The organism is Streptomyces marinisediminis, assembly GCF_026262575.1.
GTDB classification, from domain to species: domain Bacteria; phylum Actinomycetota; class Actinomycetes; order Streptomycetales; family Streptomycetaceae; genus Streptomyces; species Streptomyces marinisediminis.
In genome coordinates, this window is sequence record NZ_JAPKFL010000039.1 from 1 (window position 1) to 24,497 (window position 24,497).

Annotated in this window: 23 protein-coding genes; 7 read left to right on the plus strand and 16 right to left on the minus strand. The window is 74.8% G+C overall.

Annotated elements, in window-relative coordinates:
- Window positions 1-99: 99 nt before the first annotated feature.
- Together OSB71_RS22605 and thpD are read left to right on the plus strand one after the other, a co-directional pair.
- Complete coding sequence (locus OSB71_RS22605) at window positions 100-498, plus strand: ectoine synthase (RefSeq protein WP_265950652.1); 399 nt, start codon at window positions 100-102, stop codon at window positions 496-498.
- A gap of 151 nt (window positions 499-649) precedes the next feature.
- Window positions 650-1,549: an ectoine hydroxylase gene (thpD, locus tag OSB71_RS22610; protein WP_265950653.1), complete on the plus strand. Its 900-nt coding sequence runs from the start codon at window positions 650-652 to the stop codon at window positions 1,547-1,549.
- Between the two features lie 209 nt (window positions 1,550-1,758).
- On the opposite strand, the gene OSB71_RS22615 is transcribed toward thpD, so the two are convergent.
- Both OSB71_RS22615 and OSB71_RS22620 read right to left on the minus strand, forming a co-directional pair.
- The gene (locus tag OSB71_RS22615) at window positions 1,759-2,814 is read right to left on the minus strand and encodes an aminotransferase class V-fold PLP-dependent enzyme (protein WP_265950654.1); all 1,056 of its coding nucleotides are present in this window, start codon (window positions 2,812-2,814) and stop codon (window positions 1,759-1,761) included.
- 223 nt (window positions 2,815-3,037) lie between these two features.
- On the minus strand, window positions 3,038-3,613 hold the full coding sequence (locus OSB71_RS22620; protein WP_265950655.1) for a carboxymuconolactone decarboxylase family protein: 576 nt from the start codon (window positions 3,611-3,613) through the stop codon (window positions 3,038-3,040).
- A 334-nt stretch (window positions 3,614-3,947) separates the two neighbouring features.
- Here OSB71_RS22620 and OSB71_RS22625 point away from each other — a divergent pair, with 334 nt between their 5' ends.
- Together OSB71_RS22625 and OSB71_RS22630 are read left to right on the plus strand one after the other, a co-directional pair.
- Entirely contained in the window at window positions 3,948-4,169 is a 222-nt protein-coding gene (locus tag OSB71_RS22625; protein WP_265950656.1) for a hypothetical protein, read from the plus strand.
- Between the two features lie 85 nt (window positions 4,170-4,254).
- Window positions 4,255-5,421 (plus strand): TerD family protein, encoded by a 1,167-nt coding sequence (locus tag OSB71_RS22630; protein ID WP_265950675.1) that lies wholly within the window; start codon window positions 4,255-4,257, stop codon window positions 5,419-5,421.
- 386 nt (window positions 5,422-5,807) lie between these two features.
- Here OSB71_RS22630 and OSB71_RS22640 read toward each other — a convergent pair whose 3' ends face one another.
- The gene (locus OSB71_RS22640; protein ID WP_265950657.1) at window positions 5,808-7,487 is read right to left on the minus strand and encodes a hypothetical protein; all 1,680 of its coding nucleotides are present in this window, start codon (window positions 7,485-7,487) and stop codon (window positions 5,808-5,810) included.
- Window positions 7,488-7,739: 252 nt separating this feature from the next.
- Between OSB71_RS22640 and OSB71_RS22645 the strand changes: the two genes are divergently transcribed.
- Window positions 7,740-9,599: a DUF8508 domain-containing protein gene (locus tag OSB71_RS22645; protein ID WP_265950658.1), complete on the plus strand. Its 1,860-nt coding sequence runs from the start codon at window positions 7,740-7,742 to the stop codon at window positions 9,597-9,599.
- Between the two features lie 80 nt (window positions 9,600-9,679).
- Here the strand turns inward: OSB71_RS22645 and OSB71_RS22650 are convergent, their stop codons facing one another.
- The 11 genes from OSB71_RS22650 to OSB71_RS22700 all read right to left on the minus strand — a co-directional run bounded on the left by OSB71_RS22650 (window position 9,680) and on the right by OSB71_RS22700 (window position 19,045).
- Window positions 9,680-10,498, minus strand: a complete 819-nt coding sequence (locus tag OSB71_RS22650) for an EI24 domain-containing protein (RefSeq protein ID WP_265950659.1) — start codon at window positions 10,496-10,498, stop codon at window positions 9,680-9,682.
- Window positions 10,499-10,778: 280 nt separating this feature from the next.
- Window positions 10,779-11,768 (minus strand): 2,3,4,5-tetrahydropyridine-2,6-dicarboxylate N-succinyltransferase, encoded by a 990-nt coding sequence (dapD, locus tag OSB71_RS22655; RefSeq protein ID WP_265950660.1) that lies wholly within the window; start codon window positions 11,766-11,768, stop codon window positions 10,779-10,781.
- A 102-nt stretch (window positions 11,769-11,870) separates the two neighbouring features.
- Window positions 11,871-12,194 (minus strand): DMT family transporter, encoded by a 324-nt coding sequence (locus OSB71_RS22660; protein WP_265950661.1) that lies wholly within the window; start codon window positions 12,192-12,194, stop codon window positions 11,871-11,873.
- Window positions 12,195-12,392: 198 nt separating this feature from the next.
- Entirely contained in the window at window positions 12,393-12,734 is a 342-nt protein-coding gene (locus OSB71_RS22665) for a metal-sulfur cluster assembly factor (RefSeq protein WP_265950662.1), read from the minus strand.
- The gene (sufU, locus tag OSB71_RS22670; protein ID WP_265950663.1) at window positions 12,731-13,198 is read right to left on the minus strand and encodes a Fe-S cluster assembly sulfur transfer protein SufU; all 468 of its coding nucleotides are present in this window, start codon (window positions 13,196-13,198) and stop codon (window positions 12,731-12,733) included. The genes OSB71_RS22665 and sufU overlap by 4 nt, the downstream gene beginning before the upstream one ends.
- Before the next feature lie 13 nt (window positions 13,199-13,211).
- A complete protein-coding gene (locus OSB71_RS22675) occupies window positions 13,212-14,468 on the minus strand; it encodes a cysteine desulfurase (RefSeq protein WP_265950664.1) in 1,257 nt (418 codons plus the stop codon).
- On the minus strand, window positions 14,465-15,229 hold the full coding sequence (gene sufC, locus OSB71_RS22680) for a Fe-S cluster assembly ATPase SufC (protein ID WP_265950665.1): 765 nt from the start codon (window positions 15,227-15,229) through the stop codon (window positions 14,465-14,467). The genes OSB71_RS22675 and sufC overlap by 4 nt, the downstream gene beginning before the upstream one ends.
- 6 nt (window positions 15,230-15,235) lie before the next feature.
- A complete protein-coding gene (locus tag OSB71_RS22685) occupies window positions 15,236-15,568 on the minus strand; it encodes a non-heme iron oxygenase ferredoxin subunit (RefSeq protein ID WP_265950666.1) in 333 nt (110 codons plus the stop codon).
- Window positions 15,565-16,740 carry a Fe-S cluster assembly protein SufD gene (sufD, locus tag OSB71_RS22690; protein ID WP_265950667.1) on the minus strand — a complete coding sequence of 392 codons (1,176 nt, stop codon included), beginning with the start codon at window positions 16,738-16,740 and terminating at the stop codon, window positions 15,565-15,567. Before sufD ends, OSB71_RS22685 begins: the two co-directional genes overlap by 4 nt.
- 65 nt (window positions 16,741-16,805) lie before the next feature.
- Window positions 16,806-18,227, minus strand: coding sequence for a Fe-S cluster assembly protein SufB (gene sufB, locus OSB71_RS22695; protein ID WP_265950668.1), 1,422 nt, complete (start codon window positions 18,225-18,227; stop codon window positions 16,806-16,808).
- A complete protein-coding gene (locus OSB71_RS22700; protein ID WP_416237315.1) occupies window positions 18,224-19,045 on the minus strand; it encodes a helix-turn-helix transcriptional regulator in 822 nt (273 codons plus the stop codon). The genes sufB and OSB71_RS22700 overlap by 4 nt, the downstream gene beginning before the upstream one ends.
- Before the next feature lie 159 nt (window positions 19,046-19,204).
- On the opposite strand from OSB71_RS22700, the gene OSB71_RS22705 reads away from it, so the two are divergent.
- A complete protein-coding gene (locus OSB71_RS22705; RefSeq protein ID WP_265950670.1) occupies window positions 19,205-20,131 on the plus strand; it encodes an ABC transporter ATP-binding protein in 927 nt (308 codons plus the stop codon).
- Window positions 20,132-20,187: 56 nt separating this feature from the next.
- Window positions 20,188-20,910, plus strand: a complete 723-nt coding sequence (locus tag OSB71_RS22710) for an ABC transporter permease (RefSeq protein ID WP_265950676.1) — start codon at window positions 20,188-20,190, stop codon at window positions 20,908-20,910.
- A gap of 128 nt (window positions 20,911-21,038) precedes the next feature.
- On the opposite strand, the gene OSB71_RS22715 is transcribed toward OSB71_RS22710, so the two are convergent.
- On the minus strand, window positions 21,039-21,263 hold the full coding sequence (locus OSB71_RS22715) for a hypothetical protein (RefSeq protein ID WP_265950671.1): 225 nt from the start codon (window positions 21,261-21,263) through the stop codon (window positions 21,039-21,041).
- Between the two features lie 103 nt (window positions 21,264-21,366).
- A complete protein-coding gene (locus OSB71_RS22720) occupies window positions 21,367-24,423 on the minus strand; it encodes a type 2 lanthipeptide synthetase LanM family protein (protein WP_265950672.1) in 3,057 nt (1,018 codons plus the stop codon).
- Window positions 24,424-24,497: the final 74 nt, after the last annotated feature.

The window sequence follows — 24,497 nt, forward strand, 5'->3', positions numbered from 1 at the left end:
CGTCTGACCCCTCTCCCACCGGCCCGCCCCGCAACCGGGGCGGGCCGCCCCGTAGCTGCCGAACCGGGCAGCCGAACGATCAGAAAGGCACGACGAGAAGTGATCGTCCGTTCCCTCCAGGAAATCGAGAACACCGACCGCGACATCCGGTCCGCCTCCGGCACCTGGCGCAGCAAGCGCATCGTGCTCGCCAAGGAGCGGGTCGGCTTCTCGCTGCACGAGACGGTGCTGTACGCGGGCAGCGAGACGTCCATGTGGTACGCCAACCACATCGAGGCGGTGCTGTGCGTCGAGGGCGAGGCCGAGCTCACCAACGACGAGACCGGTGAGAAGCACTGGATCAGCCCGGGGACGATGTACCTCCTCGACGGCCACGAGAAGCACACCGTCCGCCCGAAGACCGACTTCCGGGTGATCTGCGTCTTCAACCCCCCGGTGACCGGGCGTGAGGACCACGACGAGCAGGGCGTCTACCCGCTGCTCACCGAGGACGACTGAGACCACGGGCGCCTGCGGTGACGCAACAAACACCGTGTGCGTCTTTGGAACGTTTCCTGTGGGGAACACATGACCTCGACTGGGCGACTCCCCAGAGGAGACGACTGACACGAAGGACAGGGCCGTACGAGAGGAGAGGAAGGAAACTCCCATGACCACCGCTCCCGAGCGCATCACCGACCTGTACCCGACCCGGGGGGCCACCGAGGTTGCCGTCCCGCGTCAGGATCCGGTGGTGTGGTCCGACCCGGACGTCACCGGACCGATCACGGCCGGAGCCCTGGCGGACTACGAGCGCGACGGGTTCCTCGCGATCGACCAGCTCATCACGCCGGACGAGGTGTCGGTCTACCGCGCGGAACTGGAACGGATCATCTCGGACCCCGGCCTCCGTGCCGACGAGCGCTCGATCATCGAGCCGCAGTCGCAGGAGATCCGGACTGTCTTCGAGGTGCACAAGATCAGTGAGGTGTTCGCCGGACTGGTACGCGACCCGCGGGTCGTGGGCCGGGCACGGCAGATCCTCGGATCGGACGTCTACGTCCACCAGTCCCGGGTCAACGTCAAGCCGGGGTTCGGTGCCAGCGGTTTCTACTGGCACTCGGACTTCGAGACGTGGCACGCGGAGGACGGTCTGCCGAACATGCGCACCGTCTCGGTGTCCATCGCGCTGACCCAGAACTACGACACCAACGGCGGCCTGATGATCATGCCGGGGTCGCACAAGACCTTCCTCGGCTGCGCGGGTGAGACGCCGCGGGACAACTACAAGAAGTCGCTGCAGATGCAGGACGCCGGTACGCCGTCGGACGAGGCCCTGGTCAAGTTCGCCGACGCACACGGCATCAAGCTGTTCACCGGCCAGGCCGGCTCTGCCACCTGGTTCGACTGCAACTGCATGCACGGTTCCGGCGACAACATCACGCCGTACCCGCGCAGCAACGTGTTCATCGTCTTCAACAGCGTGGAGAACACCGCTGTGGAGCCCTTCGCCGCCCCGATCCGGCGGCCGGAGTTCATCGGCGCGCGGGACTTCACCCCGGTGAGGTGACGGCGCCGGTCCCGGCTCGAAGCCACGGGCCGGGACGAGACTGAGGATGGCCCCGGGCCCGGGTGCCGCCCTGCTGGGGGCGGCACCTCGGCCGGGGGCATTCCCGTGCCGCGGGCCGGAGCGGCCACCGGCCGACCGACCGGCCGCCGCCCCCGCCGGCGCGTCACCTGCCGTCGGGCCGCCCGCGCCGCCGCCCGGCCCGCGCCGCCTCACCCGCGGACGTGCTCGGCCAGCACCTCCAGCGTGCGGTCCACCTCGGCTTCGGTGTTGTACAGGTGGAAGGCGGCGCGCAGGTTCCCCGCCCGGGCGGAGAGGACGACACCCGCCTTGGCCAGCGCCTCGGCGGAGTCCCCCAGCCCCGGCACGGCGACGATGGCGGAGTCCGCCTCGACCGGTGCGTGCCCCAGCTCCCGCAGCCCCGCGCGGAACCGGGCGGCCAGGCCCCGGTTGTGCTCCCCGATGGCCGCCGGACCGTGTTCGGCCACGAGGCCGAGCGAGGCCTCCGCGCCGAGGTAGGGCAGGAACGGCGGCGACTCGTCGAAGCGGCGGGCCGAGTGGGCCAGCTCCCGGATCGGCCCGTAGCACGTGTCCCACGGCTGCTCCCCCGCGAGCCAGCCCGCGTGCAGCGGCCGGAGCCCGCCCCCGTCCCTGGGCACCGTCAGGAAGGACGTGCCGCGCGGGCACAGCAGCCACTTGTAGGCGCCGCAGACGGTGTAGTCGGCGAGCGCGGGGTCCAGGGGCAGCCAGCCGGTGGACTGGGTGGTGTCGACCAGCACGCGCGCCCCGTGCGCGTCGGCGGCGGCGCGGACGGCGGCCAGGTCGGCCACCCGGCCGTCGGCGGACTGCACCGAGCTGACCGCCACCAGACCGGTGCCGGGCCGCACGGCGTCCGCCAGCCCCTCCAGCGGCGCCGAGCGGAACCTCAGCCCGGAGCGGACGTGGAAGGGGTTCACCAGCGAGCTGAAGTCCCCGTCGGCCACCAGCACCTCGGTGCCCTCCGGCAGCGACTGCGCGATCAGCCCGACGTGCACGGACACGGCCGAGCCGGTGGCCACCCGCGTCGGCGGCACCCCGACCAGCCGCGCGAACGTGGCCCGCGCGGCCTCGACCCGCTCGTAGTAGCCCACCTGGTCCATCCCGCCCGCGGCCATCTCCCGCACGGCCGCCTCCAGGACGCTGGCGGTGCGGGCCGGGAAGAGGCCGTGGGATGCGGTGTTGAGGTACGTCGTCTGCGGCCTGAACTCGGCGCTCATCGGTTTCGCCATGGTCCCACTGTCCGGCCTCCCCCCGGCGCTGTCCATGGTCGCCCTCGCGCGGGGACGGCGGGCCCCTCCGCGCCGCCGGGCCCAGGGACCCCGGGACGAGCCGCACGCTCGCCCCCGGCGGCGTGGGCCCGGCCCGGTCCCGCACGGGCTCGTCCGCCGGACGGCGCCCCGCCGCCGCAGCGCCCGGTGTCACCGGCGGACCCGGGCGGCCCCGGCGGCCGGGTCACCCCCGGGCGGCGCCGGCGCCCGGAGGCGGCACCCCGCAGCGTTCGGCGAAGCCCTGGCCGGTCAGCCCCAGCGCGGCGTTGACGCGGGAGCGCTGGTTCTCCACGGCCACCATCGCCGTCAGCTCGACGAACGCCTTCTCGCCCAGCCGGGCGACCAGCGGCCGGGTCATCTCGTCGGTGACGGACGGCTCGGTCTCGGTCATCGCCTCGGCGTAGGCGAGCACCTGCCGCTCCAGCTCGGTGAAGGCGTCCGGGTGGTCGCGCCAGACGGGCACCAGGCGCACCTTCTCGCGGTCCAGGCCGAGGTGGTGGACCTCCCAGTGGCCGAAGTCCACGCACCACGAGCAGCCGATGCGGCAGGCGGCGGCCATGATCGCCAGGTGCTTGAGCACGGGGTCGAGGGTCCGCCAGCGCGCCACGCTCAGCTCGAACAGGCCGACGCCCCGGAGCACGCCGGGGTGGTGGGCGGTCGCCGCGAGCGGGTCGAGCACGGTGCCGAAGCGGCGGCGCGAGAAGGCTTCGACGAGACGGACCGCGAGGGTCCGGCGGGGAGTGAGCGAGACGCGGGCCATGGTGCTGCCTCCTTGGTCGGGCGGTGCCGGGAGCGCCGGAGCCGCCGGCGACCGCTCCGGCGCCCCCGGCGTACCGGGGCTGACACCCCCAGGACGACGCGGCCCGCCCGGATGTGACGGGTGGTGCGCCCGGAGGCGTCACTCCCTTGCCACAAGTCGCCGGATCGGGGCAACGGGCGGGCTGAGCTGCGCCGACGGACCGCGACCCGGGCGGGCGGCCGGGACGCGCGGCCCCGCCTGCCGCGCGTCCCGGCCACCCGCCCGGTTACCTCGGTGGGGTGGGCACCGCCGCCCGGCGCGCCCGCCACCCGGCCGGAGGAAGGACGTGAGCGTGATGAGACCGACCGCCGCAGCCGGCACGCCCCGGGCAGCCGCCCGCGTGACGGTGGCGCTGGCCCTGCTCGGGCTCGGCGCGCCCCCGGCCACCGCCGCGGCGCGCGAGCCGGTGAGCGGCGGCACGGTCGGCTTCCTGGCCACCGCGGCGGTCCTGGCCGTGGTCGCGGCCTGCGGGAGCTGGCTGCTGCACCGCCGGGAGCGCCAGCGCGACCGCTCCTGAGCCGGACCCGGGCGCGCTCCCGGCCGCCCCGGTCCGGTGGCTGGAACCGTGCCGCGGCGCCGGTCGTTACGACGGCATGACCGCTATGACTCCCGGCTCGAACCTGCCCCTCACCGCGGCCCGCGTGGCCGTCGACGTCGCCGCACCGGCGCGGCTGGACGCCTCGGGCCTGCTGGTCGCCGCCGACGGCAAGGTGCGCTCCGACGCCGACTTCGTGTTCTACAACCAGCCCGCGGGCCCCGGCGTGACGCACAGCGGCGACGGCGGCACCGACACCATCACGGTGGACACGGACGCCGTCCCGGCGGAGATCGACAAGGTGGTGGTGACGGCCAGTCTGGACGCGCCGGGCGCCACGTTCGCGGGCACCGAGCCCACCGGGACCGTGCGGGACGCCGCCTCCGGCGCGGTGCTGGCCACCTTCACCCCGCCCCGCCTCGGCCCGGAGACGGCCCTGGTGCTCGTCGAGGTCTACCGGCGCGGTGGCGCCTGGAAGGTGCGGGCCGTCGGCCAGGGGTACGCCAACGGGCTGGCGGGGATCGCCACGGACTTCGGCGTGAGCGTCGAGGAGCCCGCCCCGGCCCCGGCCGCCGCCGCTCCGCCCGCGCCGCAGGCGCCCGCCGCCGCGCCCGCGCAGCCGGCCCCGCCCGCCCCGGCGGCCCCGGCTCCGGGCGCCGGGAAGATCAATTTGGACAAGGGCCGCGTCAGCCTGCGCAAGAACGAGTCGGTGTCCCTGGTCAAGAACAACCAGCCGCTGCGCTCCTCGCTCGTGATGGGCCTGGGGTGGGAACCGGCGTTCCGCGGCAAGAGCATCGACCTGGACGCCTCCGTCATCGCCTTCGACGGTCGGCGCAAGAAGATCGACGAGTGCTACTTCGGCAAGCTCTCGATCCTGCGCGGCGCGATCCAGCACTCCGGGGACAACCTCACCGGGGAGGGCGCCGGGGACGACGAGACGATCCGCGTCCACCTCGACGGGCTGCCGCCCGAGGTGACGGGCCTGGTGTTCACCGTGAACTCCTTCACCGGCCAGAAGTTCAGCGACGTCGCCAAGGCCTACTGCCGCCTGCTGGACGAGCGCGGCCAGGAGCTCGTCCGCTTCGACCTGACGGACGCCGAGCCGCGCACCGCCGTGCTCATGTGCAAGTTCGTGCGGCAGTTCTCCGGCGAGTGGGAGATGACGGCGCTCGGCCAGTTCCTGGACGGCCGCACGGTGCGCAGCCTGGTCAAGCCCGCGGGGCAGGCCCTGTGAGGCCGACGGCCTGACGCCGCCACGCCGCCGGAGCTTCCCGGCGCACGCCCCGGGCGGAACGCCGCCGCCCGGGGCGGGGCCGCCGCCCGGAGCGGGACCACCACCCGAGGCGGGTCCACCGCCCGGAGGGGGACCACCACCCGGAGCGGGGCCGCCGCCCGGAGCGGGCCGCCGCCCGGAGCGGGCCACCACCCGGAGCGGGGCCGCCGCCCGGAGCGGGGCCGCCGCCCGGAGCGGGCCACCACCCGAGGGCGGGACCACCACCCGAGGCGGGGCCATCACCCGGAGTGGGGCCGCCACCCGGGCGGGGCCGCCCGGAGCGAGCCGTCCAGCCGTCGCGTGGCAGGCGCCGACCGGGCGTCAGGCGGCCCGCCCCGCTCCGCGGTTCACGCGGGGCGTGAGCGCGCCTTGTAGGCGGCCTTGCGGGCCGCCTTGGCCGCCGCCCGGTCCGGGTGCAGCCGGGCCATCGCCTCCAGCACCCGGGCCGTGGCCGGGTGGTCGACGCGCCAGGCCTTGTCGAAGAAGCCGCTGTGCTGGGCGACCAGACCGGCCATCAGCTCGCTCAGCTCCGGCGCGGTGCCGCCGCCCGGGTCCTCCGGGTCGAGCTGCGCGGCCAGGGTGTCCACGGTGAGCCAGAAGATCAGCTCCTCGTCCGGCGGCGGCACGTCCGCGGCCCCGCGCTCGGCCAGCCACACCCGGGCCAGGCCGCCGAGCTCCGGGTCGTCCAGCACCGCGCGCAGGGCCGGTTCGGCCCCGGGCCCGGCCGCCGCCAGGCCCTGCTGGCACAGCAGCCGGCGGCGCGGTGCCGCCTCGTCGCGGCCGCGGGAGGCGTCCAGCAGCGCCCGGGCCGCCTCCGGCGCGCCGCGGCCCGCGAGCCACTGCTCCAGCTCCGCCTGGGCCAGCGCCTCGGGGTAGGGGGACACGGCGGTGAGCAGCTCGCGCGCGTCCGCGTCCGCCAGGTCCCCGACGGCGGGGGCCGCCGTGCCCGCGTCCAGCAGCCGGCTCCGCTCCCCGTACAGTCCGAGCGGGGTGAACCGGACCATGCCGTACCGGCTCAGCTCCTCGTCGGCCAGCTCCGAGACGGGGGCCGGCGCGGGGTCGTCACCCGCCTCCTGCGGCCCCGCCTCGTGCCGCCCCGCCTCGCGGAGCCCGGCCTCGTGCAGCTCCGCCTCCTGGAGCAGCGCCTCGTCCACCGGGCGGTACTCCACCGCTCCGGCCGGCTCCAGCAGGCGGAGCTGCTCGTCGAGCCGCATCATCACCTCGGAGACGTCCTCCAGCACGGCGTCGGTGGGGTGCTCCATGTCGTCCGGGACGACCAGGGAGGCGGCGAGCACCGGGAGCGGCACCATGGCGCCCTCCGCGACGGCCGGGTCCTCGGCGGTGAGGAGGTAGAGGTTGACCAGGGCCGCGTCGAGGACGTCGGCGGCCTCGTGCGGGTCCCAGTCGGGCTCGGGTCCGGCGGGAGCGCCCGCGGCGGCCGGGCCGACCGCCGCCATGACGTCCGCGAAGGAGGGCGCGCCCGCCCGGGCGAGCGCCACCTCCCAGACGTCGCGCCACAGCTCCAGCACGTCGGCCGGGCCGCCGGAGGCCAGCAGCTCGACCGCGTCCCCGGTCGTGGCGACGTCGCCGCCCTCGCCGGGCAGGTCCGCGCCGTCGAAGCCCCCGGGGCCGTCCTCGCCCCCGTTCCCGTCCTCGCCACCGGCTCCGGCCGCCACCCGCACCAGACCGGTCTCCACCGCGACGTGCCAGGCCAGCGCGGCGGCCTCGGCGGCCTCGGCCGACTCCGTGGCTCCGACGGCCTCGACCGCCCCGGCGGCCTCGTCGGTCCCGTCGGCCTCGCCGGCCTCGGGCGTCCGCGCGCCGCCACCGAGGCCGAGGTGGTCGGCGGCCTCGCGGAGCCGGGGCTCGGGCAGCTCGCCGGCGACGGTCAGCCGTACGCCCTTCCCGGCCCAGCGGGCGAGCGCGACCGCCCTGCTCAGCAGCGGTGCCACCAGGGCGTCCCGGGCCAACTCGGCCTCTGCGGACAGCCGCACGGGCGGCATGGTGGGGCGGTCGTCACCGGTCATCGGCGTCGGGCTCCTCGTGGGCGGGACGGTCAGGGCACCAGGCGGGCCAAAAACGCGAAACGTCGCGCGGCGGACGCGGAAGGCGGCCGCCGGAGGCCAGCCTAGACGGATCGCCCCGGCGCGCGGACCGTTCACCGGCACGTCCCGCCCGAGCCACCCGCCGTCCCTTGACAACCACCCGCCACTGGGCGACTTTTACGCGCGTAGAAACCGCCGCACGCCCGTCCGCACTCCGTCCCGAGGGGACCGCTCTTGACCACTCCACGCACACCCCGACGCCTGTTCCGCCCGGCCGCCGCGCTGGGTGCCCTCACCGCCGCGGCCGTGGCCGCCGCCGTCCTCCCTGCGGGTCCCGCCGCGGCGACCGGCGCCGGGTCGGCGCCCGCCGGTGTCCGCGTCCACGACATCCAGGGCGACACCCGCACCAGCCCGCTCGCCGGGCAGCGGGTGAGCGAGGTCCCCGGCGTGGTGACCGGCGTGCGGCCCTACGGCTCCCGCGGCTTCTGGTTCCAGGACACCACCGGCGACGGCGACCCGGCCACCAGCGAGGGCGTCTTCGTCTTCACCGGCTCGGCGCCCACCGTGGAGCCGGGGGACGCCGTCCTGGTCGGCGGCCGGGTCGACGAGTACACCTACGGCGGCACCGGGTCCGGCAACCAGTCCGTCACCCAGATATCCGGGGCGCGCGTCAGCGTAGTCTCCTCCGGCAACGCGCTGCCCGCGCCGGTGGTGCTCGACTCCCGCGCCGTCCCGGAGCGCTACGCGCCCGAGGGGACGGGGCCGGGGGGTGCCATCGACGCGTTGCCCCTGCGCCCGCAGCGGTACGCGCTGGACCGCTACGAATCGCTCGAAGGCATGAACGTGCGGGTCGAGGGCGCCCGCGTCGTCGGGCCCACCTCGCGCTACCACGACCTGTGGGTGACCATCGAGCCGCGGCAGAACCGGACCGAGCGCGGCGGCACCCGCTACGCGGGCTACGACGAGCAGAACTCCGGCCGCGTGAAGATCACCTCGCTCACCCCCGTGGCCGAGCGGCCCTTCCCGCGCGCCGACACCGGCGACGTGCTGACCGGCACCACCGAGGGCCCGCTGGACTACGACCAGTTCGGCGGCTACCTGCTGGCCGCGCGGGAGCTGGGCGAGGTGCGTTCGGGCACGCTGCGTCCGGAGCGCACCCGTCCGCAGGACCGGCGCGAGCTGGCCGTGGCCCCCTACAACGTCGAGAACCTCTCCCCCGCCACCGACGCCGCCACCTTCGGCCGGCTGGCCCAGGGCATCGTGGACCACCTCGCCGCGCCCGACATCATCGCGCTGGAGGAGATCCAGGACGACAGCGGGCCCACGGACGACGGCACCGTCACGGCCGGGCGGACGCTGCGGCTGCTGACCGACGCCATCGCCGCCGCCGGCGGCCCGCGCTACGCCTGGCGCGGCATCGACCCCGAGGACCGGCGGGACGGCGGTCAGCCCGGCGGCAACATCCGCAACGTCTTCCTGTTCAACCCCGAGCGGGTCTCCTTCGTCGACCGCGCGGGCGGCGACGCGACGACGCCCACCGGAGTCGTCAAGCACCGGGGCAGGGCGGCACTGACCCACTCGCCGGGACGCGTCGCCCCGGAAGACCCCGCGTGGGAGGACAGCCGCAAGCCGCTGGCCGGGGAGTTCCGCTTCCGCGGCAGGCCCGTCATCGTCGTCGCCAACCACTTCGCGTCCAAGGGCGGCGACCAGGCGCTGCACGCGCGCTTCCAGCCGCCGCGGCGCTCCTCGGAGGACCAGCGGCACGCGCAGGCCCGGGTGGTGCACGCCTTCGTCAAGGACATCCTGTCGGTCCAGCGCACGGCGGACGTCGTGGTGCTGGGCGACATCAACGACTTCGAGTTCTCCACGACCACACGGCTGCTGACCGGCCGCGGCGTCCTGGAGAGCGCCGTGCTCTCGCTGCCCCGGGACGAGCGCTACACCTACGTCTTCCAGGGCAACGCGCAGGTGCTCGACCAGACGCTGGTCTCCCCCGGCATCCGGCGCTACGACTACGACATCGTGCACCTCAACGCCGAGTTCGCCGACCAGGTCAGCGACCACGACCCGCAGGTGCTGCGCTTCCGCCCGTGAGCGGACGAGCCGTCGGCCGGCCGCGGGCGGGCGGGCCGCCGCTGCCCGCCGCAGGCCCGGCCAGGCCGCCGCAGGCCCGGTCAGGCCGGCGGCGGGCCGGGCCGCTCCGGGGGCGCCGGGGACCCCGCGCCCCCGGTGGCTCCGGCGGGCGGCGCGGGGGTGAGTTCGGGCGTCAGCTCGCGCACCAGCAGCGTCGCCCCGGCGACGGCGCCGGGCATGAGGAAGATGGCGACGAAGGGCACCAGGAACGCCGCCGCCACCGGCACCCCGAAGCCCAGGGCGAGCCCCTTGCGGGCGCGCAGCATCCGCATCCGGGCGCGCACGGGGATGTCCCGGCGCTGCATCGCGACGGAGGTCAGCTCCACGGTGAGGAAGAAGGCGGACACGCACAGCCCGATCGCCGGGACCACCGTCTGCCCCAGGAACGGCACGAAACCCAGCACGAACAGCGGCAGGGCGCACAGCAGCGCCCACATCAGCACGTACAGGCTGTCGCACAGCGACCGCCACAGCTCCTGCCACAGCGGGCGGTCCGGCGCGGGCGGCGCCCCGCCCTCGGCCTCCTCCACGCGCTCGGAGAGCGCCTCGTAGAACGGGTCGCCGATCAGGAGCGTGACGGCGGTGAAGGTGAGCACCGCGAGCATGAGCCCGCCGGCGAACAGGAGCACGCCGACGGAGACGCGCAGGAGGGTGCGCCACGCCTCCTGCCAGCCGTCGGCGAACGGGGTGGCCCAGGTGGCCAGGTCGTCCGCGTACACGCCCAGGGCGACGAGCGCGGCGGCGTAGAGCACCAGCGCGACGGCGGCCGGGATCAGCGCGAACCCGTACCACCGCCCGTGACCGGCCGCCCAGCGCTGACCCCGCACCAACAGGCGGACTCCCCTGCCCACATCGCTCATGCGCCTCACCCTAGCGGCGCCGCCGGGCGGGCCACAGACGAGGCCCGCCCACCCGGCCCGGCCCCGGCGGACACGGTCTCCGGCCGGGGCGCGGGGCGGCGCGGACGGCTGGTGCCGCATCAGCCAGGGTTTGCCCTGTCGCGACGCCCGGCACGGCGCCTCGCGGCGTTGCCGAATCGACCGGGTAGGCCCCCGACGCCCGCTACGCCGCCGATCCGGCGCCTTGCGATGCACCGCACCGGACGCCGCTCCTTGAGGGCAAACCCTGACTGACACGGCACTAGTTGTGGCTGTGCAGGGCCTCGTTCAGCCCGCCCCAGGAGCCCGAGCGCGGCAGGGCCTCGACCGCGCCGGAGGTGGAGTTGCGGCGGAAGAGCAGGTTCGCGGCGCCCGACAGCTCCAGCGCCTTGACGACCTCGCCGTCCGGCAGCGTCACGCGCGTGCCCGCGGTGACGTAGAGTCCGGCCTCCACGACGCAGTCGTCGCCCAGCGAGATGCCGATGCCGGCCTGGGCGCCCAGGAGGCAGCGCTCCCCGATGACGATGCGCTGCTTGCCGCCGCCGGAGAGGGTGCCCATGATCGACGCGCCGCCGCCGATGTCGGAGCCGTCGCCCACGACGACGCCCGCGCTGATGCGCCCCTCGACCATCGAGGTGCCGAGCGTTCCCGCGTTGAAGTTGACGAAGCCCTCGTGCATGACGGTCGTGCCCTCGGCCAAGTGCGCGCCGAGCCGCACCCGGTCGGCGTCGCCGATCCGCACGCCCCCGGGCATGACATAGTCGGTCATCCGGGGGAACTTGTCCACGCTGGTGACGCTGAGCTGGCGGCCCTCGGCGCGGGCGGCCAGGCGGACGTCCTCCAGGGTGTCCACCGGGACCGGGCCCAGCGTCGTCCAGGCGACGTTGGCCAACAGGCCGAAGAGGCCGTCCAGGTTCAGCCCGTGCGGCGCGACGAGGCGGCGGCTGAGCAGGTGCAGCCGCAGGTAGGCGTCGTGCGCGTCGGCGGGCTTGTCCTCCAGGGAGGCGATGGCCGTCCGGACGGCGACGGTCTCCACGCCGCGCAGCGGGTCGGGGCCCAGCGCGCGGGGGGCGGCGTCGCCCAGGAGCTCGGCGGCGCGCTCGGCGCTCAGCCGCTCGGTGCCGGCCGGGCCGGGCTCGGCGGCCAGCTCGGGGCGGGGGAACCAGGTGTCCAGGACGGTGCCGTCGGGGGTGACGGTGGCGAGCCCGGCGGCGACGGCGCCGGTGGGACGGGTGGTGGCTGCTTCGGTCATGCGGAAAACCTAACCGCCGGGCAGGCGCCGAGGCGAACCGGTCCCGCCCCCGGGCGCGGGCGCGGGGCCGGGGGACGCCACCGCGCGCGGCGGGGCGGGGGGTCAGTGGGCCGTGCCGCCGAGGTTCAGAACGACCACGCCGGCGATCACCAGCGCGATGCCGAGCACGCGGTTGAGCGTGACGGGCTCGTTGATGAAGACCATGCCGATCCCCGCGATCAGGGCCGTGCCCACCCCGGACCAGATGGCGTACGCGGTGCCCACCGACATCGACCGCAGCGTCTGCGCGAGCAGGTAGAACGCGATGAGGTAGCCCGTGGCCGTCCCCAGGGTGGGCCAGAGCCGGGTGAAGCCGTCGCTGTACTTCATCGAGGTCGTCGCGAGGACCTCCGCGACGATCGCCGCCCCCAGCGTCAGGTACACCATGCGGCCACCCTAAACGCCCGCCGCCCGGTCGCCGGCCCGCACGCGGCCCCCGCGCCGTCGGGGCCCACCGCCCGGCCCGGCGCCCGCTCCCGCAGGCGCGTCCGAAGCCCGCAGGCGCGCCCGAAGCCCGGGGCGCTCGCGAACGGCGGAAGGGGCCCCGCGCGTCTCGCGCACGGGGCCCCTTCCAGCGGGACCGGGTCAGACGTTGAAGCCGAGGGCGCGGAGCTGCTCGCGGCCGTCGTCGGTGATCTTGTCCGGACCCCACGGCGGCATCCAGACCCAGTTGATCTTGAGTTCCTTCACGATGCCCTCGGTGGCGGACTTCGCCTGGTCCTCGATGACGTCGGTCAGCGGGCAGGCCGCGGAGGTGAGCGTCATGTCGATCGTCGCGGTGTTGTCGTCGTCGACGTGGACGCCGTAGAGGAGGCCGAGGTTGACGACGTCGATACCCAGCTCGGGGTCGACGACGTCCATCATCGCCTCGCGGACCTCTTCCTCACTCGCGGGGCTCGCCGTGGGGGGAGCGGTCGTCTCGGTCATGGTGTCCTCTCCTTAGCGGCGGAGTCGTCCAGTGCCTGGGCCGTGGCGTCCTTCCAGGCCATCCAGCTCAGCAGCGCGCACTTCACCCGGGCCGGGTACTTGGAGACCCCGGCGAAGGCGACCGCGTCCTCCAGGACGTCCTCCATGGCGTCGTCCGGGGTGAGCTGGCCCTTGGACTGCATCAGCTCCAGGAAGGTCTCCTGGATGCGGCGCGCCTCCGCCAGCTCCTTGCCGACCAGGAGCTCGTTGAGCACGGAGGCGCTCGCCTGGCTGATGGAACAGCCCTGGCCCTCGTAGCTGACGTCGGCGATCCTGTCGCCCTCGTAGCGGACCCGGAGCGTGATCTCGTCCCCGCAGGTCGGGTTGACGTGGTGCACCTCGGCGTCGCCGTCGCGCAGCCCGCGCCCGTGCGGGTTCTTGTAGTGGTCCAGGATCACGTCCTGGTACATGGAGTCCAGCTTCACGGTCAGGCCATCCTCATCCGAAGAAGTTCCGAACGTACTCCAGCCCGTCGACCAGGGCGTCCACCTCGGCCGGCGTGGAGTACAGATAGAACGACGCCCGCGTGGTCGCAGGAATTCCGTAGCGCAGGCACACCGGCCGGGCGCAGTGGTGGCCGACACGCACGGCGATGCCCTGCTCGTCGAGCACCTGCCCGACATCGTGCGGGTGGATGTCGCCGAGGACGAAGGAGATCGCCGCGCCGCGGTCCTCGGCCGTGGTGGGGCCGATGATCCGCAGGTCCGGCACCTCGCGCAGCCGCTCGACGGCGTAGGAGGTCAGGGCGTGCTCGTGGGCGGCGATGCGGTCCATGCCGATGGCCGACAGGTAGTCCACGGCCGCGCCCAGGCCCACGGCCTGGGCGACCGGCGGGGTGCCGGCCTCGAACTTGTGCGGCGCCGGGGCGTAGGTGGAGGAGTGCATCGAGACGGTCTCGATCATCTCGCCGCCGCCGAGGAAGGGCGGCAGGTCCTCCAGCAGCTCCTGGCGGCCCCACAGGACGCCGATGCCGGTCGGGCCGCACATCTTGTGCCCGGTGAAGGCGACGAAGTCGGCCTGCAGCGCCTGCACGTCCAGCACCATGTGCGGCGCGGCCTGCGAGGCGTCGACGACGACGAGCGCGCCGACCTCCTGCGCCCGGCGCACGATCTCCTCCACCGGGTTGACCGTGCCCATGATGTTGGACACCAGCGTGAAGGAGACGACCTTCGTCTTCTCGGTGATGACCTCTTCCACGTTCGACAGGTCCAGGCGGCCGTCGTCGGTGAGGCCGAACCACTTCAGCTTCGCGCCGGTGCGCTGGGCGAGGAGCTGCCACGGCACGATGTTGGAGTGGTGCTCCATCTCCGTGATGACGACCTCGGTGTCGCTGTCCACCCGGTAGGGCTCGTCGGCCCAGCCGAGCATGTTGGCGACCAGGTTGAGGGACTCCGAGGCGTTCTTGGTGAAGATCACCTCGTCGCGGCTGGGCGCGTTCACGAAGTGGGCGACCTTGTCCCGCGCGCCCTCGTACAGAGCCGTGGCCTCCTCGGCCAAGACGTGCACCCCACGGTGGACGTTGGCGTTGTGCCGCTCGTAGTAGCCGCTCAGCGCGTCGAGCACCTGACGCGGCTTCTGCGAGGTCGCCGCGTTGTCCAGGTACACGACCCGCTTCCCGTCGTGGACCATGCGGTCCAGGATCGGGAAGTCCTTGCGAATCGCCTCGGTGTCGAGGAGGCCCGGCAGATGGGTCACGCGATCGTGCCCCCCTTCACGTACTGCTCGTAGCCCTCTTCCTCCAGCTTGTCGGCCAGCTCGGGGCCGCCGGACTCCACGATGCGCCCCTTGGTGAAGACGTGCACGTGGTCGGGCTTGATGTAGCGCAGGATGCGCGTGTAGTGGGTGATGAGCAGGGTGCCGACCTCGCCGGTCTCGCGCACCCGGTTCACGCCCTCGGAGACGACGCGCAGGGCGTCGACGTCCAGACCGGAGTCCGTCTCGTCCAGCACGGCCATCTTGGGCCGCAGGAGTTCGAGCTGGAGGATCTCGTGGCGCTTCTTCTCACCGCCGGAGAAGCCCTCGTTGACGTTGCGCTCGGCGAAGGCGGGGTCGATGGACAGCCGCTCCATGGCCTCCTTGACCTCCTTCACCCAGGTACGCAGCTTGGGGGCCTCGCCGCGGATGGCGGTCGCGGCGGTGCGCAGGAAGTTGGAGACGGAGACGCCGGGCACCTCGACGGGGTACTGCATGGCGAGGAAGAGGCCGGCGCGGGCGCGCTCGTCGACGGACATCTCCAGCACGTCCTCGCCGTCGAGCGTGACGGTGCCGCCGGTGACCGTGTACTTCGGGTGCCCCGCCAGCGAGTAGGCGAGCGTGGACTTGCCGGAGCCGTTGGGGCCCATGATGGCGTGCGTCTCGCCCTGCTTCACGGTCAGATCGACACCGCGCAGGATCTCGGTGGGGCCGGTGTCGGTCTCTGCGGAGACGTGCAGGTCGTGGATCTCAAGGGTGGCCATGGGGCTTCAGGACTCCTGGGTGACGGAGACGAGCACGGCCGCGTCCGGGCCGTCTCCTTCGATCTTTACGGGGTACACGGGGACGGGCCGGGTGGCGGGCAGGCCCGAGGGCTTCCCGGTGCGCAGGTCGAAGCTGGAGCCGTGCAACCAGCACTCGATCGCGCAGTCCGCCACCTCGCCCTCGGAGAGCGAGACGTTCGCGTGCGAGCAGATGTCGTTGATCGCGAACACCTCGCCCCCGGTGCGCACGAGGGAGATGGGCGTGCCGTCGACCTCCACCCGCTTGGGGGTGTCGTCTTCCAACTCGCCGAGGCTCGCGACTTTCACGTAGGCAGTCATGCCACGGATGCTTCCAGCTCTTCGTCGATTTTGGCGAGCAGTCGCTCCTGAAGGTCGGGCAGACCGATCTGCTGGACGAGTTCGGCGAAGAAGCCGCGCACGACCAGCCGGCGGGCGTCGTCGGCCGGAATACCGCGTGCCATCAGGTAGAAGAGCTGCTCGTCCTCGAACCGGCCGGTGGCCGAGGCGTGTCCGGCCCCGGCGATCTCGCCCGTCTCGATCTCCAGGTTCGGCACCGAGTCCACCCGCGCCCCGTCGGTCAGGACGAGGTTGCGGTTCAGCTCGTAGCTGTCGGTGCCCTCGGCGTCCTTGCGGATCAGCACGTCGCCGATCCACACCGCGTGCGCGTCCTGACCCTGGAGCGCGCCCTTGTAGGCGACGTTGCTCCGGCAGTTGGGCGCGTCGTGGTCGACGAGGAGGCGGTGCTCCTGGTGCTGGCCGTTGTCGGTGAAGTAGAGCCCGTACAGCTCCGCCTCGCCGCCGGGGCCGGCGTAGGTGACGCGCGGGTGCAGGCGCACCACGTCACCGCCGAAGGTGACGACGACGGACTTGAACGTCGCGTCCCGCCCGACCAGCGCGTTGTGCTGGGAGCAGTGCACGGCGGTGTCCGCCCAGTCCTGCACGGAGACGACGGTCAGCTTGGCGCCGTCGCCGAGGACGAACTCCACGTTGGCCGCGCGCACCGCGTCGCCGGTGTGGTCGATGACCACGACCGCCTCGGCGAAGGCGCCGAGCTCGAAGACGGTGTGCCCGTAGGACACGCCGCCCTCGCCGTGCAGGCCGACGCGGATGGCCTCGTCGAGCACGGCCTCCGCCGGCACGGTGACCACGGTGGCCTTCTCGAAGGCGCTGTAGGCCTGCGCGGCCACCCGGTCGACCGGCTTGCCGGCGCGGCCGAGCCGGGCGTCGTCGCGCCCGACCGTCTCGACGGTGACGCCGTCGGGGGCGGAGATCTCCGCCTTCATCCCGCCGGACGCCTCCGCGCTGCCGTCGTGCAGGCCGCGCAGCCGCTCCAGTGGGGTGAAGCGCCACTCCTCCTCACGGCCGTGCGGTACGGGGAAGTCCGCCACGTCGAAGGAGGGCGGCGCGCTCATCCGGGTGGCGACGGTGGACTCGGCGGCCACCGCGACGCCGCCGGCGGCGGTGGAACCCGCGGGAATACTCTGGGCCATGGCTGTTCGTACTGCTCTCTTTCTGGGGTCAGGACGCGACGTGGCGGAACGGGGGCGGGGCGGCGTCAGCCGACCGCGCCCTCCATCTGCAGCTCGATCAGCCGGTTGAGCTCCAGCGCGTACTCCATCGGCAGCTCCTTGGCGATCGGCTCGACGAAGCCGCGCACGATCATCGCCATGGCCTCGTCCTCGGCCATGCCCCGGCTCATCAGGTAGAAGAGCTGGTCGTCGCTGACCTTGGAGACGGTCGCCTCGTGGCCCATCGTCACGTCGTCCTCGCGGACGTCCACGTAGGGGTAGGTGTCGGAGCGGGAGATCGTGTCCACCAGCAGCGCGTCGCACAGCACGTTGGACTTGGAGTTCGCCGCACCCTCGGCGATCTCGATGAGCCCGCGGTAGGAGGTGCGGCCACCGCCTCGGGCCACCGACTTGGAGACGATGTTGGAGGAGGTGTTGGGCGCCATGTGGACCATCTTGGCGCCGGCGTCCTGGTGCTGGCCCTCGCCCGCGAAGGCGACGGAGAGCGTCTCGCCCTTGGCGTGCTCGCCCATCAGGTAGACGGCCGGGTACTTCATCGTCACCTTGGAGCCGAGGTTGCCGTCGACCCACTCCATGGTGGCGCCCTCGTAGGCCACGGCGCGCTTGGTCACCAGGTTGTAGACGTTGTTCGACCAGTTCTGGATCGTCGTGTAGCGGCAGCGGCCGCCCTTCTTGACGATGATCTCCACGACCGCCGAGTGCAGCGAGTCGGAGTTGTAGATCGGGGCGGTGCAGCCCTCGACGTAGTGCACGTAGGCGTTCTCGTCGACGATGATCAGCGTCCGCTCGAACTGGCCCATGTTCTCGGTGTTGATCCGGAAGTAGGCCTGGAGCGGGATGTCGACGTGCACGCCCGGCGGCACGTAGATGAAGGAGCCGCCGGACCACACCGAGGTGTTCAGCGCGGCGAACTTGTTGTCACCGGCCGGGATCACCGTGCCGAAGTGCTCCTGGAAGATCTCCGGGTGCTCGCGCAGCGCGGTGTCGGTGTCCAGGAACAGCACGCCCTGCTGCTCCAGGTCCTCGCGGATCTGGTGGTAGACGACCTCCGACTCGTACTGGGCGGCGACGCCGGCGACCAGGCGCTGCTTCTCGGCCTCGGGGATGCCCAGCTTGTCGTAGGTGTTCTTGATGTCCTCGGGCAGATCCTCCCAGGACTGGGCCTGCTTCTCGGTGGAGCGCACGAAGTACTTGATGTTGTCGAAGTCGATGCCGGACAGGTCCGAGCCCCAGTTCGGCATGGGCTTCTTCTCGAAGAGCTTCAGGCCCTTCAGGCGGAGCTTCAGCATCCAGTCCGGTTCGGACTTCTTCGCGGAGATGTCGCGGACGACCTCCTCGGACAGTCCGCGTCGTGCCGAGGCACCGGCCGCGTCGGAATCGGCCCAGCCGTACTCGTAGTTGCCCAGACCCTCCAGCTCGGGGTGGGCAGTCTCCGTGGGGAGCGTCATGCGGGGTTCCTCCCGGCGGTGCTTGCAGAAGCTGTCGCTGATGCGTGTGCGGATGGGGCGGTGTGGCGGGTGTCTTCCGTGGCCTCCACGGGTGCCCGGGGGACGAAGGTGGTGCACACCCCGTCGCCGTGGGCGATGGTGGCCAGCCGCTGCACGTGCGTGCCGAGCAGGTGGGAGAAGACCTCCGTCTCCGCCTCGCAGAGCTGCGGAAACCGCTCGGCGGCGTGCGCCACCGGGCAGTGGTGCTGGCAGAGCTGCTCCCCGGACGAGGCGGGCGCGCCGCGTGCGGTAGCAGCGTACCCGTCCTCGGTGAGCGCTTCGGCCAGCACACGGGCGCGGTCCTCGGGCGGGGCCTGAGCCAGCCGCTCGCGGTACCGCTCGGCCTGGGTGGCGACCCGGGCCCGGGCGAAGGCCGCGACGGCGGCCTCCCCCATCTCGCCGCCGCCGGCCGCCTGCGCGATCCAGCGCAGGGCGTCGACGGCGAGCTCGTCGTACGCCTGGTCGAACGCGTCCCGACCGCAGTCGGTGAGCGCGAAGACCCTGGCGGGGCGGCCCCGGCCCCGGTGGCCGTAGACCCGCTGGGCGCGGGGCTCGACGGTGCCCTCGGCCACCAGCGCGTCCAGGTGGCGCCGGACGGCGGCCTGGGTCAGCGCCAGGCGCTCGGCGAGCTCCGCCGCGGTGGACGGGCCGTGGTCCAGGATGGAGCGGGCCACGCGGTGACGGGTGCCGTGCTGCTCGTCCAGCGCGGCCTGCGCAGCCGGCGGCGCGGGGGCCGTGGCGGCCTCCGGCGTTCCGTGCGCGGCTCCCGTGTATTTCACAACGCCATTGTTGCGTAATTCGGCGCACCCCGGCAAGCGACTCCTGTGACCTGCGCACATGGGGTGCGTCACGTAAGGCTGACCTAAGCGGCGGCGCCGGTGCGGGGCCCGCGCGGGGTGGGTCGGGGGCGCGTCCCGCGGCGTGCCTAGACTCGCCGTATGCACGAGAAGGCGGCCGTCGAGGTCGCGGGGCTGGTCAAGCGGTACGGCCGGACGGCGGCGGTGGACGGGCTCGACCTCACCGTCGGCCACGGCAGCGTCACCGCCGTGCTCGGCCCCAACGGCGCGGGCAAGACGACCACGGTGGAAACCTGCGAGGGATACCGCCGACCGGACGACGGCACGGTGCGCGTGCTCGGCCTGGACCCCCGCGCCGACGCCGCCGCGCTGCGGCCCCGCGTCGGCGTCATGCTGCAGAGCGGCGGCGTCTACCCGGGGGTGCGGGCCGAGGAGATGCTGCGGCACGTCGCCCGGCTGCACGCCCACCCGCTCGACGTCGGCGCGCTCGTCGAACGGCTCGGGCTCGGCGCCTGCGGGCGCACCCCCTACCGCCGCCTGTCCGGCGGGCAGCAGCGGCGCCTGGCGCTCGCGCTGGCCGTCGTCGGGCGCCCGGAGGTGGTGTTCCTCGACGAGCCGACGGCGGGGCTGGACGTGCAGGCCCGCCGCGCCACCTGGGAGCTGGTGCGCGAGCTGCGCGCCGACGGCGTCACCTGCGTGCTGACCACGCACTTCATGGACGAGGCCGAGGAGCTGGCCGACGCCGTCGCGATCGTCGACGCGGGCCGGGTCATCGCCCGCGGCACGCCGGACGAGCTGTGCCGCGGCGGCGCCGAGAACAGCCTGCGCTTCACCGGCCGCCCCGGGCTGGACCTGGACTCGCTGCTGAAGGCGCTGCCGCCCCGGACGACGGCCGCCGAGGTGGCGCCGGGCGCCTACCGGCTGCACGGCACGGTCGACCCGCAGCTCATCGCCACGGTGACCTCCTGGTGCGCGCAGAACGGCGTGCTGCCCGACCGCATCGCCGTCGAGCGGCACACGCTGGAGGACGTCTTCCTGGAGCTGACCGGTAAGGAGCTGCGGTCGTGAGCGGGGTTTCCACGGGCGGGTACGCCCCGGCGCCGGGGGCGGCCCCGGTCGGACGCATGATCGCGGCGCAGGCGCTGCTGGAGCTGCGGATGGCGCTGCGGCACGGCGAGCAGCTCCTGCTGACCGTCGTCATCCCCACGCTGCTGCTGGTGCTCTTCAGCGCGGTGGACGTGGTGGACGTGCCGCCCGGCCCCGGCGGCCGCGTCGACTTCGTCGCGCCCGGTGTGCTGGCGCTGGCCGTGCTGTCCACGGCGTTCACCGGGCAGGCGATCGCCACCGGCTTCGAGCGGCGCTACGGGGTGCTCAAGCGGCTGGGCGCCACGCCGCTGCCGCGCTGGGGGCTGATGACCGCGAAGACGGCCGCCGTGGTGGGCGTGATCGTGCTCCAGGTGGTGCTGCTCGGGGCGGTGGCGCTGGCCCTGGGCTGGGCGCCGCGGGGCGACCCGCTCGCCGTCGCCCTCCTGCTCCTGCTGGGCACGGCGGCGTGCAGCGGGCTCGGCCTGCTGATGGCGGGCACACTGCGCGCCGAGGCCACCCTGGCCGCCGCGAACCTGGTGTTCGTCCTGCTGCTGCTGGGCGGTGGCGTGGTGGTGCCGCTGGAGAGGTTCCCCGACGCGGTGCGGGGCGTGCTGGAGGTGCTGCCCGTCACGGCGCTCTCCGACGGGCTGCGCGCCGTGCTCCAGGGCGGCGCGGGCGTGCCGTGGGGCGAGGCGGGCGTGCTGGCCGCCTGGGCCGCCCTCGCGCTGGCCGCCGCGGCCCGCTTCTTCCGCTGGGAGTAGCGGACGCCGGCCGCCCGGTCCCGCGGCCCCGCGGCCCCGGGCGGGTCGCCCGCCCGGGGCCGTGCGCCGCGGAGTGCTCGCGGCACGCGGCCCGGGGCGGGGACGCCGGAGCCGGGTGGTGCGGCCCGTCAGATGGGCAGGCTGACCGTGGTGATGGCGCCCGCGAAGGCGGCGTCCTGCGGGCGCCGCGGGCAGTGGCCCGCCAGCGCGGCGGCCCTGGCGCCGACGCGCGGCCGGGAGAAGGGCGTGCAGGCCCCGGCCGGATCGGTGCGGGCGTCCTCCCTGCGGGCGTCCTGGATGCGGGCCTCCTCGGTGCGGACGGCGGTGCGGAGGGCGACGGCGGTCTCGTGCACGGGGGTTCCTTCCTGTCGTGGCCCGGGGCGGGGTCTTCCGCCCCGGGGTCCTGCGCGGCGGTGGCCGGTGGGCGCCGGGCCGTGGCGGGTGGGGAGCGGGGCGTCACGGGGGTGCGGGGCGGGTCGTCGTCCCCAGCAGCGGGAGCGGCGGCACCCGGGCCGGGAAGCCGTGGTGGAGCAGCGCGTGCCCGATGCCGGCCAGCCCGGTGAGCACGCCGGGGGTGGGGACGCCGCCGGGGGTGCCGCAGCGCGGGCCCTCGTGGTCGAGCGCGCCCAGCAGGAGCTGGCAGCGCCGCTCCAGCAGCACGCGGGCCCCGGGGTGGTACCCGGACGCCGCGGACAGCCCCGCCAGCACGCCCGTCTCCCCGTGGCAGGGGGTCGAGTCGTGCAGCGGCTCGGCGTCGCGCAGCGCCGCGAGCGCGGCGTCGACGGCGGTGCGGTGACGGTCGGCGAGCAGCGGGTGGCTCCACAGCGCCAGGCGCCCGGCCAGGCCCGAGCACCAGCCGGCGTCGTCCCCGGCGGCCGGCGCGGACCCCGCGGCCGCCGAGGTGCGCCGGGCCAGCGCCCGGCCCAGCTCGGCGGCCGCGGGGTCCCGGCAGGTCTCGGCCAGCCGCAGCAGCGACCAGGCGATCCCGTCCGCGCCGAACAGGAAGCCCTCGGGCCCGGCGTCGGCGGGCGCGGCCCGCAGCCGGGCGGCCAGATCGGCGCCCAGCCGGGCCGCGGTGTCCCGGGCCGCGGCCGAGCCGGTCTCGGCGTGCACGGCCAGCAGGGCGGCCACGCCGCCGGCCAGGCCGTCGTGGAGCGCCAGCGGGCCGCCGGGGTCGGCGGCGCGGGCCGTCGCCGTGACGGCGTCGGGCAGGGCGTCGCGCAGGGCGGAGTCGTCCAGCAGGGTGGCGAGCCGGGCCATCGCGTACCCGATGCCGCCGACCCCGGCGAAGGCGCCGCAGCCCGCCGCGCGGGCCCACTCGGGGTCGGCGGCGAACCGCGCCACGAGCGCGGGCAGGGGGCGCACGGCCCGGGCGGCGAGGTCGCGGTAGCGGTCGGCCCCGGTCAGGCCGCCCAGCTCCGCGAGGAAGAGGGCCACTCCGCTGTAGCCGGTGGCCAGCCCGGCCCCCATGGGCATGACCTTCCAGTACCGCTCGTCGAGCGCCTCGATCCCGAGCCAGTTGGCCCGCGTCGCGTCCCGGGCGGCCCGGGCGACGAGGGTGTCGGCCAGCGCCCGGGCCGCGGCGAGGAAGCGGCGCGGTTCGGCCTCCTCGGCCGGTGGGCGGCGCGGCGCGGCGGGCCGGGAGCGGTGCTCGACCGGCGCGTTGCGGCCGGCCAGGGTGGCGTCGATCAGCCACTCCTGGGTCTGCCGGTCGACCTCGCCCAGTGCCGCGATCTTCGCCTCGGCGCGCGCCAGCCCGCTGCCGTCCAGGGCGCCGGGCAGCCGGTGGCCGCCGGAGGCGTGGACGTCGGTGGCGTCGGGCCGGCAGTGGAACAGGGGCACGTCGTCCGACCACAGGTCGGCGCGCTCGGGCCCGGCGAGCGCGGCCAGCGGCGGGGGCAGCGGGTCGTCGCGCAGCCCGTCGAACAGCTCCTCGCGGGCGGCCGCGTCGTGCAGCACGCTGGGATGCGTGGACTCGTCCAGCAAGGTGGCGTACACCTGGGTGTTGCGCAGCAGGACCCGCGTCTGGTCCCCGGCGAACCTGCGCAGCAGCCCGCCGGGGCCGAGCAGGTCGCCGCGGTGCGCGCTCAGGGCGCCGTAGGCGGCGCGGAAGCCGCCCAGCACGGAGGCGGTGTGGTGGGCCGGGTCGGCGGCCCGGCCGCCCAGCCGCGGGCGGTTGGCGCCGCCGGGGAAGAGGGCGGGACGGCGGACCAGGCGCATGCGGTCGGTGCCCGCGTCGGCCCAGGCGACGGCGTCCCGGGGGAAGAGGGTGTCCTTGTCGCCGCCCATCCCGGAGACGTCCAGCGCCCCGTGCTCGCCGAAGACCATGCGCGGCAGCAGCGCGGTCCGCTCGACCGAGGCGGCCAGGACGGCGGCGGCCGGGCAGGCCCCGGTGGCGGCCACGGGGGCGAAGACGGGCTGGAAGAGCGTCTCGATGTCGACGAGGACGGGCTGGTCGCCCGCGGCGATGAGGTTCTCGTGGTGGATGTCGGTGGCGTCGAGTGCGAACAGCAGGGCCAGCAGCGCCCCCTGGCGGCGGTAGAAGCCGTCCAGCTCGGCGGCGTCCGCGCACGGGGTGTGCGCGATGTACTCCATCCAGCCGTAGCCGTCCCGGGTCAGGCATCCGGCGGCGGACAGGTCCAGGTGCGGCACCCGGTCGTTCAGCCAGCCCAGGAGCTCGGTGAAGTGGGCGTGCAGGTCCAGGGGGCGCGGCTTGTAGACGACCGACCGGCCGTCGGCGAAGCGCAGGCGGCTGACGGAGCGGCCGCCGCGGTGCCGGTCGCCCAGGCCGCAGGCGACGACGGCCAGCGGGCCCGGGTCGTGCCCGAGCAGGGTGTCGGCCAGGGCGGCGCGGTCGGCGGCCAGGCGGCGCAGCAGCTCGGCGTGGGCCGCCGTGGTCTGCTCGGCGGCCTGGCCGACGAGCCGGGCCAGGACGGGGTAGGCGGTGAACAGGCGGGTCAGCTCGTCGGGGGCGGACATCTGGCGCACGAAGTCCACGAAGCGCTCGCGGGCGGTCGCTCCGCCGAGCCGGCCCTCCCGCCGGGCCCGGTGGAGTTCCACGACCATCGTGCGGGCCGTCAGCCGGGCGAGCCGGGCGGTCAGTTCGGCCCCCGCGCCGGCGGCGACGGCGTCCGCGTCGGCCCGGGCGGTGGGGCCCAGCCCCCAGGCGGCCTCGCGGACCTCGGCGACGGCGGCGCGGACCAGCGGGCGGAACGGCGCGGCCAGCGCCTCCACGTCGTGCCCGACGGCCCGGTGGTGCGCCTCGCCCGGCCGCCCGGCCGGCACCCGCAGCGACCGGCCCGCCCCGTCGAGGCCCTGTGCCGGGGCGCCGTCGGACGTGCGGGCCGGGGCGCCGTCGGGCGTGCGGGCCGGGGCGTCCGGCTCGCGGAGCGCGCCACCGGGTGCCGCGTCCGCGGCGTCCGGCGCCGGCCCGGCCCCCGCGTGCCCGGGCGTCGCGTGCCCGGGTGGCCGCGGGGCGGCGTGGGGGTCGCCGGTTGCCGTCAGCTCAGTCACGCTCCGAGCCTGGCAGCGGGGGCGCGCTCGCGCATGGGTAGGGAGCACCCAGATTCCGCCCCCTGGGCCACCCC